The organism is Pseudomonas borbori, assembly GCF_900115555.1.
Lineage (GTDB): Bacteria > Pseudomonadota > Gammaproteobacteria > Pseudomonadales > Pseudomonadaceae > Aquipseudomonas > Aquipseudomonas borbori.
This window is the reverse complement of sequence record NZ_FOWX01000026.1, coordinates 52,332-64,830: the sequence shown is the minus strand read 5'-3', so window position 1 is coordinate 64,830 and position 12,499 is coordinate 52,332. Positions and strand designations below refer to the sequence as shown.

At 61.0% G+C, this 12,499-nt stretch carries 9 protein-coding genes; 6 read left to right on the top strand and 3 right to left on the bottom strand.

Going from position 1 to position 12,499, the window contains the following annotated elements:
- Nucleotides 1-6 precede the first annotated feature (6 nt).
- The 3 genes from BM315_RS17710 to BM315_RS17700 all read right to left on the bottom strand — a co-directional run bounded on the left by BM315_RS17710 (nucleotide 7) and on the right by BM315_RS17700 (nucleotide 5,152).
- Nucleotides 7-3,441 carry an SbcC/MukB-like Walker B domain-containing protein gene (locus tag BM315_RS17710; RefSeq protein WP_090503520.1) on the bottom strand — a complete coding sequence of 1,145 codons (3,435 nt, stop codon included), beginning with the start codon at nucleotides 3,439-3,441 and terminating at the stop codon, nucleotides 7-9.
- Complete coding sequence (gene sbcD / locus BM315_RS17705) at nucleotides 3,438-4,658, bottom strand: exonuclease subunit SbcD (RefSeq protein WP_090503517.1); 1,221 nt, start codon at nucleotides 4,656-4,658, stop codon at nucleotides 3,438-3,440. The genes BM315_RS17710 and sbcD overlap by 4 nt, the downstream gene beginning before the upstream one ends.
- Nucleotides 4,659-4,732: 74 nt before the next feature.
- Nucleotides 4,733-5,152, bottom strand: coding sequence for an Lrp/AsnC family transcriptional regulator (locus BM315_RS17700; RefSeq protein ID WP_090503514.1), 420 nt, complete (start codon nucleotides 5,150-5,152; stop codon nucleotides 4,733-4,735).
- 128 nt (nucleotides 5,153-5,280) lie between these two features.
- Between BM315_RS17700 and yjeH the strand changes: the two genes are divergently transcribed.
- From yjeH to BM315_RS17670, 6 genes are all read left to right on the top strand, one after another.
- Entirely contained in the window at nucleotides 5,281-6,558 is a 1,278-nt protein-coding gene (yjeH, locus tag BM315_RS17695; protein WP_090503511.1) for an L-methionine/branched-chain amino acid transporter, read from the top strand.
- 122 nt (nucleotides 6,559-6,680) lie between these two features.
- On the top strand, nucleotides 6,681-8,024 hold the full coding sequence (locus tag BM315_RS17690) for a TAXI family TRAP transporter solute-binding subunit (protein ID WP_090503509.1): 1,344 nt from the start codon (nucleotides 6,681-6,683) through the stop codon (nucleotides 8,022-8,024).
- 96 nt (nucleotides 8,025-8,120) lie between these two features.
- Nucleotides 8,121-8,792, top strand: a complete 672-nt coding sequence (locus BM315_RS17685) for a hypothetical protein (protein ID WP_141123970.1) — start codon at nucleotides 8,121-8,123, stop codon at nucleotides 8,790-8,792.
- 47 nt (nucleotides 8,793-8,839) lie between these two features.
- Nucleotides 8,840-10,798: a KAP family P-loop NTPase fold protein gene (locus BM315_RS17680; RefSeq protein ID WP_090503504.1), complete on the top strand. Its 1,959-nt coding sequence runs from the start codon at nucleotides 8,840-8,842 to the stop codon at nucleotides 10,796-10,798.
- A 2-nt stretch (nucleotides 10,799-10,800) separates the two neighbouring features.
- Nucleotides 10,801-12,132 carry an AAA family ATPase gene (locus BM315_RS17675; protein WP_090503501.1) on the top strand — a complete coding sequence of 444 codons (1,332 nt, stop codon included), beginning with the start codon at nucleotides 10,801-10,803 and terminating at the stop codon, nucleotides 12,130-12,132.
- Nucleotides 12,129-12,497, top strand: a complete 369-nt coding sequence (locus tag BM315_RS17670; protein ID WP_090503498.1) for a hypothetical protein — start codon at nucleotides 12,129-12,131, stop codon at nucleotides 12,495-12,497. The genes BM315_RS17675 and BM315_RS17670 overlap by 4 nt, the downstream gene beginning before the upstream one ends.
- Nucleotides 12,498-12,499: the final 2 nt, after the last annotated feature.

Here is a 12,499-nt window from a genome sequence, read left to right as displayed (position 1 = left end):
CGTAAATCAATCGCCCCGAGCGGGCACGGCAAAGCGCCTGTCTAGCCCGCTGTAGCCCATGCCCACGCCCTTGTGCACTTTCAGTTGCACCGGAATCCGCTCCTTCATCGCTTCCACATGGCTGATCACGCCGATCATCTTGCCGCTGGCATTCAGGCTGTCGAGGGCATCCAGGGCGATTTCCAGGGTTTCGCCATCGAGGGTGCCGAAGCCTTCGTCGAGAAACAGCGAGTCGATGCTGGTCTTGTGGCTGACCAGATCGGACAGGGCCAGGGCCAGGGCCAGGCTGACCAGGAAGCTTTCGCCGCCGGACAGGGTCTTGGTGTCGCGGGCGACATCGGCCTGCCAGGTGTCGATCACTTCCAGCTCCAGTTCGCCGCTGCCGCGCCGGGCCAACTGGTAGCGGCCGTGCAGGCGCTCGAGTTGCTGGTTGGCCAGGTAGACCAGGTGATCGAGGGTCAGGCCCTGGGCGAACTTGCGGTACTTGGCGCCGTCGGCCGAGCCGATCAGGCTGTTGAGTTGCTGCCAGAGGTCGTACGCGACTTGCTGGGCGGCAATCTCGGCGAACAGGCTGTGCAGATTCTGCCGCCGCGCCTCGTCGCCCTGCAGTTGCGCGCGGATTTCGCCCTGGCGTTGGCTCAGGGTCTTCAGCTCGGCGCCAAGCAGCTGCAGGCGCTCTTCGAGCTGCTCGCGCTCGAGTTCGCTGGCCGGATTGGCCTGCAAGGCGGCCAACTGCTGGTCGGCGGCGGCTTTCAGCGCCTGGGCCTCGGCCAGGGATTTATCCAGACGCTCCTTGAGCTGGATCAGCGCAGCGCGCTGCGGCTCGTCGAGCAGCGCGGCCTGGAAGGCGCCCTCGTCGCCGAACGGGCTGTCGGCCAGGGCGGCCGCCCACTGCTGCGCTTTGGCCTGCAGGTCGTGCTGATCCTCGCTCAGCCGCTGCGCCTGGGTCTGTTGGCTGCCGTGCAATTGCTGCTGCCGGCTGTGCTCCTGGCTTAGCTGCGCCTCGGTTTGCTGCAGGGTGGCCAGCGCATCGGCGACCGCCGCCAGTGGCGGCGGTTCGGCCTGCTGCAATGCTGCCCAGCGCTGCCGCCAGGCGCCCTGCAGTTCGCGGGCAACGCCGAGGGCGTGTTCCAGTTCACGCTGCTGGTCCTGCAGTTGCTGATGCTGCTGTTGCGCCTGCTGCCAGCCCTGCCACTCGACTTCGCGCTCATGCAGCCAGGCGGCGCCGTCGCCCGGCAGGCTGTAGCCGAATGCGGCCAGTTCCTCGCTCAGGCTGCTGTCGCGTTCGCTGCGCTGGCGCTGCAGCTGCTCGAGGCGGCTGGCGATGTCCGCCAGTTGGCTGTCCTGATGCTGCAGCTGCTGGCTGGCCAGAGCCTGCTGTTGCTGCATGGCGGCGCAGCGCTGTTCGAGCTGCTGGCGCGTGGTGCGCGCGCCTTCGTAAGCGGCTTTCAGGCGATCGAGCTGATCCAGGCTGCGCTGGATGCTGTCCAGCTCGGCCGTCAGCTGTCGCTCGTGCTCGGCCAGGGCGGCCGTATCGGCCAGCGCGCTGCCGAGCTGTTCGGTCAATTGTTGCCAGCGTTCGCCCTGCTCCGTCTGTTCCTGGCGACTGCGTTGCAGCTGCTGCCGATGCTGTTCGAGCTGGCTGGTCAGGGTCGCCAGTTCGCTGGCCAGGCGCTGACCGCTGCCGCTCAGGGCTTCCAGCTCGGCCTTCTTCGCCAGCAGGGTCTGCTGGGTGGCGCTGACGTCCAGCGCCTGGTAGGCGGCAATCGCCGGGTGCTGGTGGGAGCCGCACAGCGGGCAGGCTTCACCCTCCTGCAACTGGGCGCGGTAGGTTTCCAGGGCCTGGATGCGCTGCTCCTGCTCCAGCAGTTTTTCCTGGTCGCGCACCTGCTGTTGCAGCTCCTTATAGCGCGCGCGCAGGGCTGTCACCTCGGCATCCTTGGCAGCGTGCTGGCCATGCAACTCGCTCAACTTGGCGTCCAGTTGCACCTGCTGTTCGGCCAGTTGCTGGCGACTGGCGGCCAGCTGCTTGAGCTGGGCCAGCAGGCCGCTGTGGCGATGCAGCAGTTGCCAGCGCTCGCGCAGGGCGGCCTCGCTGCGCCCGGCCAGCAGGCCATCGAGTTGCCGCTGCTGCTCGCCTTCCGCCCGCTGCGCCTCGAGCAAGCGCGCTTGCTCGCCACTTAGCTGCGCGGCCTGTTCGGCCAGCTGGGTCTTGAGCGCTTGTGCGGCCTGCTCGGTCTGCTGTTGCCGGCTACCGAGCTGGTCGATGTCCACGGCCAACTGCTGGCGCGCCGCGAACTGGCTGCGCCAGGCGCCCAGTTGCTCACCGAGCCGGCCGTGTTGCGCCTGCTCGGCCAGGCGGGTCTCCAGTTGCTGGCGCTGCGCGGCCAGGTGGTCGCGCGCCTGCTGCCGCTCGCCGAGCAGTTGCTGACTGAACTGGCGGGCCTGCCACAGGCATTCGGCGATGCGTTGCGCGGCCTGCTGCTGCTCGGTCCGGGTCTGCTGCAATACCTGCTCGCTCTGGCGCACGGCCTGCTGCGCCTGCTGCCAAGCGCGATGGACCGGCTGCAACCTGGCGGCCGGTTCGCTGGCGGCCAGTTGCGCCAACTGCACCTGGGCAGCCTGCAATTGCTCTTGCGCGCGCAGCTCGGCGACGGCGGCGCCTTGCTGCTGGCTGTGCGCCTTGGCCAACTCGTCGCGCCATTGGCGCTGGCGCTGCAGTTCGGCCTGCTCGGCATGCAGGCAGCTGTCTGCGGTGCCCAGGCGTTCGGCTTCGCCCTGCAGTTCGCTACGTTGTTCCTCGCTCAACAGCTCGACGCCTGCGGCGCGGGCGCGCAGCTGGTCGAGGGCGACCTTGACCTCGCGGGTCTGCTCGAACACCCGCTGGGAAATCTGCCCGTAGATATCGGTGCCGGTCAGCTCTTCCAGCAGCTCGGCGCGCTGGTTGGCACCCGCCTCGAGGAAGGCGGCGAAACCGCCCTGGGCCAGCAGCATGGACTTGGTGAAGCGCTCGAAGTCCAGGCCGGTGAGGCGCTCGGTCTCGCGCAGCTTCTCGTTGATCTTGTCGGTGAGAATCGAGCCATCGGCCGCCGCCAGTTCCACCTTGGGCGCCTGCAGCGCACCGCCTGCCTTGTCACGGGCGCGGCGCTGGCTCCAGAACGCGCGGTAGCGCGCGCCCTTGACCTCGAATTCGACCTCGGCCAGGCAATCGCCGGTGTGCCGGGTCATCAGTTCGTTGGCGCTCGCCGATACGCTGCTCATGCGCGGCGTGCGGTGGTACAGGGCCAGGCAGATGGCATCGAGCAGGGTGGTCTTGCCGGCGCCCGTCGGCCCGGTGATGGCGAACAGGCCGTTGTCCTTGAACGGCTCGGCGGTGAAGTCGATCTTCCATTCGCCCTTCAGCGAATTGAGGTTCTTCAGGCGCAGGCTGAGGATCTTCATGCCTCGCCCTCGCGCAGGTCGCCGACCACCTGGCGGTACAAGGCAAGCAAGGGTGCCTGCTGCGCCTCGTCCAGGGTTTCGCTGCTCAGGCGCTGGGCGAATACCTCCTCCACGCTCAACTCGTCCAGGGTTTCCCGGGCCTGGCCCTGTAACGTGGCCACGGCGTTGCCGCGCTCGCGGCGGATGCGCAGCACCTCGACCGGCAGGCCCTCGCACAGCACGGCGATGCGTTGCTGCAGGTCGCTCAGGTAGTCATCGCTGCTCACCTGCACTTCCAGCCACACCGGGGTCTCGCTGCTGCCCTGCTGCGCCGCCTCGGCAATCGCCTGCTGCAGTTCCTTGAGCGAGCCGCGCACGGACAGCAACGGCTGGAAACGCGGCACCTCCAGGGCGGTAACGCTGCGCAAGCCGCTGCCATCCAGCTCGACCAGCAGCACCTCCTTCTGCTGCCTGGCCTCGTCGAAACTCAAGGGGATCGGCGAGCCGCAGTAGCGGATATGTTCCAGGCCGCCGACCTTCTGCGGCCGGTGGATATGGCCCAGGGCGATATAGGCGGCCGGCGGGAAGGCGCTGGTGGGGAAGGCCTCCAGGCTGCCGACGTAGATCTCGCGCACCGACTCGCTGGCGCTGGCGCCGACCGTGGTCAGATGCCCCGTGGCGATGATCGGCAGCTCGCCGCCCAGCTCGGCGCGCATGCCGAGCGCCAGGGCATACAGCGCCTGGTAGTGCTGCTGGATCGCCTGCTGCAGCGACAGCTGCTTGTCCTGCGCACTCTGTCCGGCCTGGCTCTGCAACACGTCGCGCGGACGGATAAAGGGAATGCCGCAGAGCAACGCGCCGGGCCTGCCATCGCGTTGTTTGAGTACCAGCAGCTGCTCGCGCAGATCCGCGCAGACGCCAGGGATCACCCGGGTATCCAGTTGCGCCAGCAGGGTCTTGCTCTCGCCGAGCATGGCCACCGAATCGTGGTTGCCGCCGAGCACCACCAGCTCGCAACCGCTGCCGCGCAGCTCGACGATAAAGCGGTTGTACTGCTCGCGGGCATAGCTGGGCGGCGCACCGGTGTCGAACACATCGCCGGCGATCAGCAGCGCATCGACCTCATGCACGCGTACCTGCTCGATCAGCCAGACGCAGAAGGCCTGGTGTTCGGCCTGGCGGGTCTTGCCCATGAAGTGCTGGCCGAGGTGCCAGTCGGAGGTGTGGAGGATGCGCATGGGCGGTGACTACCAGGCTGAGGGGTTGTGAAAGAGTCGCGGGGGCAAAACCGGCAAGGCGTCGTCGGCTCGGCTCAAAATGCCCAATCCTTGACCACCATATGGGTCTTGACCTTCTGCATGCCGGGGTAGTTTTCGATCTCCCCGCGGATCTCGCTGAAGCGCTGCATCGAGGGCGCCTCTATATACACCAGCATGTCGGTCTCGCCGCTGATACCGCTGCAGCGACGCACCTCGCTGAAGCTGCGCATGCGCTCGACGTAGTTCTCGCAGCGCCCGCCCTGGTAGAACAACTCCAGGTAGGCCTTGATCCCGGCATCGGCCGGGGGAGCGACCTGGGCGTGGTAGCCGCTGATGATGCCGCGCTGCTCCAGCTGGCGAATCCGCTCGCTCACCGCCGAACGCGACAGGTTGACCTCGCGGGCGACTCGGCTGACGGGGATACGCGCATCGGCGCGCAACAGGGCGAGAATCTGCTGATCGAACTTGTCCACTTGGGCTCTCGGATAAAGGCAATGTGCCGGTCAATTCCGCCAGTTCGTCGGACAAAGCCGACGCTTCGCCAGCATCCTGCGGCAGGCGGGCGGATTATCATGGCGAACGAAACAGCAGAGCATACAACATGAGCCGCCTGAACCAAGAACTGGGCCTGCTGCAAGGCATCGGCCTGCTGAGCACCTCGCTGCTCGGCACCGGGATTTTCGTCGTCCCGGCGCTGGCCGCCACCGCGGCGGGCGAGGCCTCGTTGTGGGCCTGGATGATCCTCATCGCCCTGGTCCTGCCGATCGCCTTCACCTTCGCCCAACTGGGTCGTCACTACCCCCATGCCGGTGGTGCGCCGCACCTGATCGGCCGTGCCTTCGGCCCGCGCATGGAGCGCCTCAGCGCCCTGCTGTTCCTCGCCGTGTTGCCGGTCGGTTTGCCGGCGGCGCTGAACATCGCCAGCGGCTTCTGGCAGGCCGTGGTCGACTTGAGTCGCAACCAGGTGCTGGCCATCCAGCTCGCCACCCTCGGCGCCATCCTGCTGCTCGGCCAGCGTCCGGCCAAGGCCTCGGGGCTGGTGCAGGGCCTGATCGCCGTGGCCATCGTCGGCAGCGTCGCGCTGATCTGGTGGGTCGGCGACTTGCCCCTGAGCAGCCAGCCGCTGCTGCCGCCCATCGCGGGCTCCTGGCACCTGCTGCCCGCCGCGCTGGGGGTGATGTTCTGGTGCTTCGTCGGCATCGAGGCCTTCACCCACATGGGCGAAGAGTTCAAGAATCCCGCGCGCGACTTCCCCCTGGCCCTGCTGTTCGGCGTACTGCTCGCCGGCCTGGTGTACTGGGCCTGTTCGGTGGCGGTGCTGAGTTTTCAGGCTTACGGTAATGTGCACAGCGACGCCGCCTCGCTACCGCGCCTGTTCGACCTGTTGCTGGGCGAACGCGCGCGCTGGCTGATCGCGCTGGTCGGCTACCTGGCCTGCTTCGCTTCGATGAACGTGTATATCCAGGGTTTCGCCCGGCTGATCTGGAGCCTGGCCGACGAAGGCAAACTGCCGGCTCTCCTGGCCCGGCGCAACCACCACGGCGTCCCCGCCCGCGCCCTGCTGCTGGTGGTGCTGAGCTGCGCCCTGTGCGCCAGCCTGGCCGGCCTGCTCAACCTCTCGGTGGACGACCTGATCCGCTACGCCAACGGCAACTTCGTGGTCATCTACCTGCTGAGCATGGCCGCAGGCGCAGTCTTGCTGCGCGGCGTCTGGCGCTGGCTGGCCGGCCTCAGCACGCTGCTCTGCGCCCTGGTGCTGGTCATGCTCGGCGGCGACGCCTGGTATGCCCTGGGCTTGTTTGCCGTGCTGGCGCTGCTCGATTGCGCGCGCAGTTTGCGCTTGCGTCGCTTGCTGGGCGAAACACCGCCTTCGATTTGAACAGGCCGCAGGAGCGAATTCATTCGCGCCTGCAGCCAATCCCTTCGTCTATTCGCCGGCAAAAGTGACCGCGCACGCCGCCTGCCTCTATCCTTGGGCAAAGAATGTCGAAAGGAAGCCCCATGCACCGCGTGCTCAAAGACCTGAAGATCATGCTCCTGGCCAACCTGTGGATAGTCCCGGTGCTGGCCGCCTTGATTGGTGCGGTGTTCTATTTCGTCGCCCCGCCGCCGCCGATGAGCGCGCGCATGGCCACCGGCGCCGAGGGCGGCGGTTACCGGATCTTTGCCGAGAAGCTCAAGCAGGAGCTGGCCAAGCAGGGTTTCGAGCTGACCCTGGTGCCCAGCGCCGGTTCGCGGGACAACCTCGAGCGGCTGCTGGCGGAAGACAGCCAGGTCGAGATCGCCCTGGTGCAGAGCGGCCTGGAGCGCCAGCTCGACGCCGCCGACAATGCCCGCCTGCACAGCCTGGGCGCGGTCTATCAGGAACCGTTGTGGCTGTTCCACCGCAGGGACATCAGCCTCGATCGTATCGCCGACCTGCTGCCGTTACGCCTGGCCCTGGGCACTGCAGGCAGTGGCACCCGAGCCGCAACCGAGGCCATCCTCGACGCCAACGCGATCGATCCCGGGCAATACCCCACTACCTGGCAGAGCCTGGGCGGCAACAAGGCCGCCAGCGCGTTGATCACCGGCGAGCTGGACGCCGCCTTCTTCGTCGGCCCGGCGGAAAACACCCGAGTGCAACAGCTGGCTGCCAACCCCGAACTGAGCCTGGCCAACTTTCGCCGCGCCGCCGCCTACGAGGCGCGCCTGCCATTTCTCAAGCGCGTAACCATCGACGAAGGACTGCTCAACCTGGCGCAGAACAGCCCGCCACAGACCACCATCACCCTCTCGCCGGTCGCCACCCTGGTGATCAACCGGGGTTTCCATCCCGGCCTGGTGCCGCTGTTCCTCGAAGCCAGCCGCGAGGTGATGAAGCACGGCACCCTGCTGGACAAGGCCGGCGCCTTCCCCAGCGCCGAACCGCGGACCTTCACCCTGTCCGGCGACGCCGAGCACTACTACAAGAACGGCCCGCCGCTGCTGCAACGCTACCTGCCGTTTCGCATCGCCTCATTGGCCGACCGCTACATCATCCTGCTGATTCCCCTGCTGGTGGTGCTGATCCCGCTGCTCAAGGCAGTCGGCCCGCTCTATCGCTGGCGCATCCGCGCGCGCATCTACCGCTGGTACAAGCACCTGCGCGAGATCGACCGGCAACTCGATGCCGGCACCCTGCCGGATCGCCTGGACACCGAAGTCGAGCGCCTGGAACAGCTGGAAGACGAACTGGCCAAGGTCGAAGTGCCGCTGTCCTACTCCAATGAGCTGTACGAGCTGCATGTGCATTTGCGCTATGTGATCGAGCGGCTGCACACCTTGCAGAAAAGGAGGGAGCCAAGCGCGACGGTTCAATCATGAAGCGCCCGGTGAATGATTGATTCACAACGAATAAATGACGCCAGAAAGGCAATGTGCTATCAATCCTCCCGCACGGAATAAATGGATAGGGACATCATGCTTGATGATTTTGCACTTTTGCTGCTTGAGTCCCCCTGGTGGACGCCCAAAGACAACCCCACCCGCGCCTCATCCCTACCCTTTTTCCAGGGGTTGGAACGCCTGCATGACCATTTCAACATCTACTACTCGACCTTCTATGACACCCGAGGGTTCGAGGCAGCGCTGTCTCTAGATCTGACCAAAACCCACGAGAAACGCCAGATTCTCTACATAGGCGCTCACGGCAGCGAAACCAGCATCGCCAATGGTCGTGCCAGCAGCATTCTTGAGAAAGTGGCGATGAACGGCGGCAAGATCGAAGGTGTGATCATTAGCAGTTGCCTGGTCGGTGCACGTGACGCCAACCTCTGGACGCCCTTACTGATCAACCGAACCCGCTGGGTATTCGCCTACCGGCATTCGGTCGACTGGCTCTCCTCCCTGCTGATCGAGCTGGCGATCATGGAAGCCATAGCCTTCACCCTCGAAGGTTATGCCGCCGACCAAGACGAGTTGCTGGAGACCTTTGCCAGCGCCCTGTCTAAGTTCAATCCATTAATGCCTCTCGGCACCAATGGTGAACCTCTGATGGATTGCATCTGCCTGATGCAACGGGCCAAGTACAAGCGTTATCCGGAAAACATTACCGAAGAGTTGATTGAGTGCGCATGGCCTGAATTGGGCTAGATGCAGCCCTTCCTTTATTTATTTTCCCTATCTGCAAGGAGTATTTAATGTCCGAACAACAATCCATAATCAAAAGCTGCATCAGTGACCAGCCACTGCTAAATGCCGATAACGACACCCTCAAGAATAATCAGTATGCCAAAGGGCTGGTCGAGTTTATCAAGATCGCCGACGCGCCTATCACCATTGGTATCCAAGGAGGTTGGGGCAGCGGGAAAACCAGCTTGATCAATATGCTTCAACGCGAGTTGGAAAGCACAGGGGAGTGCATCTGTATCAATGTCAACGCGTGGCAGCAGTCACTGTTCACGTCAGGTGCAAGCGGCCACATTGCGATCTCGCTACTTGAAAGCGTTCACAGTGAAATGCTGGATAAAATTAAATCCAATGACGGCATTAATCCTGAATTAAAGAAAAAAATCCTAAATGAAGATTCTCACCTACAAAAGGCCGGAAAAATAATAGGCGGTATCGCCATACAAGCGGCTAAAATTGCTGTTCGCAGCTATGCAGGAGTTGAAGGTGGCGATTCTCAACAAAATCAACAGGAAGACCAATATAAACCATCGCAAACCCTAAAAAAATTACGCGAAAGCCTCTGCGGAGCCACCCAAGAAGTTATAGACAGAACAAGCATCCAGCGCTTTGTCATTTTCGTCGACGACCTTGACAGGATCCAACCGCACACAGCAGTTGAAATACTTGACGTATTGAAAAATATCTTCGACATTCCAGGCCTAGTCTCCGTATTAGCTGTTGATTATGACGTGATAATAAAAGGCTTACGAGAAAAATTCGGCGAAAAAAACCATGAGAATGAAAGAGAATTTCGCCAATATTTTGATAAAATCATCCAGATTCCATTTTCAATGCCAACAGCTGCCTACAAAAAAAATATCACCCCACTATTAAAAGAATTCTTCAACACACTCGGCATCGATATAGACACTCACGACCAAAACATTCTAGCTAAAGTAGTTCTGAAAGCAACTGAAGGTGTTCCCCGCAGCGTCAAGCGTGTAGTTAATACAATGTCGCTCCTAAGGATAATTAAGCAATCAGAAGACAACAAAACAACTCTAAAAATAGAGAAAAAAAACGGCACCTTTCAAAAAAAACCTGATGACTACGAAAAATTGTTTATCAAAATACAATTTATCATCGTATGCATCCAGATAAACTTCCCCGACATTCATAAAGCACTATTAGCCGACTCCGACTTTCTAAATTGGGATGTTGCCGCCGTATCAAAGTCTTGGGGCATTGACAAAAGCACAAGTGATGAACAAATCAGTCTTTATGGAAAAAATGCAGAAACAGAATGGCAAAAAGCGCTAATCACCTTAACAGGGAAACATCAATACTTAAAAAATAAATCAGAAGACATTTTGGATATAATCAACACCTTGAATGAAGCAATTAAAAGCAATAACGAAGGAAACGAAGGAAACGAAGGTTTTCAAATACTTGGCGAAGTATTAAACTCCGTCAGCATCACAAGCACCGACCTCCCACCCCAAAACAAAAAGAAAAGCAACAGAGAAGATAGCGTAACGCATAACTGCAGACTTATTGCACAAGAAATAATTAACTACATGAAAGACTCTGGGTATCCCTACAGTGAACTTGATGAACCCGAAAATCAATATGCTATTCGCCGCCATGGAGAAAGCGGCAGCAGAACACTGACTCATGAAACCAACAATCCAACAATCAGCAAAATAGAAATATTTTGGGAAAAAGAATACAAAACATTCTCTGTATATATACATGCCAGCGCCCCCTACCGCGCCGCCACAAAATTCCGTGCAACAATGAAAAAGCTTACGGCCCTTGACGCCTGGGACAAAGACGGAAGCACTTACGAGTTCCACCTCCCGGAAGACCTAACACAAAAGTCACTTGAAATAGACACTAAAAAACTCAATAAAACTGAAGAATTCAGCGCTATAAAGAACTTCATAGACTCTGCAATAGAGGCTTACGAACTATCTGGCACTAATTGACCATGCATCTCAACGACGCCAAAATCGCCATGATGCATATGCTCGACCAACTGATCAGCAATGGTCTCGACGAACGCTTTGCCCGGGCGAATCCCAGGCTGCCGCATTCGTTGACGCTACTGACCGTTGGCTGGCTGTTCCCCATGCTCGACTACGTGATGACGGGTGATGAGCGGGTCGGTCGGGTGCATAAGCAGTTCCTCAATCAAATCCTGGCCAACGACCTTACTGTCAGCGAGCTGAACGATGCCGACCGGGCCTTGCGGCAGAAGAACGTACCGTTCGACCCCAATGTACTGCCCGCCTTCCTGCTGATCGCCGAGCGCTTGCAGCCAGGCTTTTGCGAGGGGGTCTACCCCTGCCTGGACACCTTGATTCAAGCGGCTACCGCCTGGGATGGCGAAAAGACGCTGGAAGACATAGACCGAACCGAGCAAGTGCTGGCACCGATCCGCCGTCACTTTCGGCTGGACAGCCTGACAACGTCCACAAGCGCCCCAGCCGCTTCCGAAACCGCAAGCCAGAAGGTGCCCGGCGAAGCGCTACGTGAATTGGAAAGCCTGATCGGTCTGGATAGCGTCAAGCGCGAGGTACGCAACAGCAGCAACTTCGCCCGCTATATGCTTAACCGCCGTGAAAATGACCTGCCTGTCGCGCCCACTTCCATGCATATGGTTTTCACCGGCAACCCTGGCACCGGCAAAACCACTGTCGCCCGCCTGGTGGCCGACATCTACCGGGATGTCGGCCTGCTGCGCAAAGGTCATCTAGTGGAAACCGACCGTTCAAAACTGGTCGCCCAGTACCTCGGGCAAACTCCCGTGCAAGTACGCGAGGTGGTCGAGAGCGCGCTGGGTGGCGTGCTGTTTATCGATGAGGCCTACTCGCTGGTGGTAGACCGCTCCAGCGGAGACTATGGCAAGGAAGCCGTGGATACCCTGCTAAAGATGATGGAGGATCACCGCGACGACCTGATCGTGATAGTTGCGGGCTATACCGAAGAGATGCAGGAGTTCATCCGCGTCAACCCCGGACTGCAATCGCGCTTCACCCGCTATATCCATTTCGATGACTACAGCGGCCCCGAGCTGATGAAGATTTTCCTGCGGCTATGCGACCAACATGAGCTTAAGTTGCAGGCCGACGCCCTGAACAAAAGCGCACAAGCCATCAAGACCATCTGGGACAAGCGCGGCGAGCATTTCGGCAATGCCCGCGAGGTGCGCACCTTCTTCGAGAAAGTCATGCAACTGCATGCCAATCGCCTGTCCCACGTCACGAACCCGACCCGCGAACAACTCTGCACCCTGACGGCAGCGGATATACCGACATGACCGATGACACGCTGAAAACCAGCCTTCGGCATACCCACGCCTATATCGATGCCTATGGCGTCGAACTGTTGCAAGGTGTGGAAAACGCCTTCAGGCAAGCCTTGGAAAATTGCACCGATGACGTGGGGGAAGATGAGCAGGAAGAGTACGAGCCTGTTTCCCTAGCGGACGAACCGCCAGCTCAGGAACCGCCTGCGGCCGAGCCATACTCGCGTCCCGAGCCAGCCCACCGCGCGCCGCGTCTTCAAGAGCCGGTGGAAAGTTCGTGGCACTCGCGTCCGCTCAATGAAATCGCCAATTGGCATTTCTATCTGCCTGGCTTACTCGTCGCCCTGGCGGCCGTCTTCTTTTTAGTGCGTGGCTAACC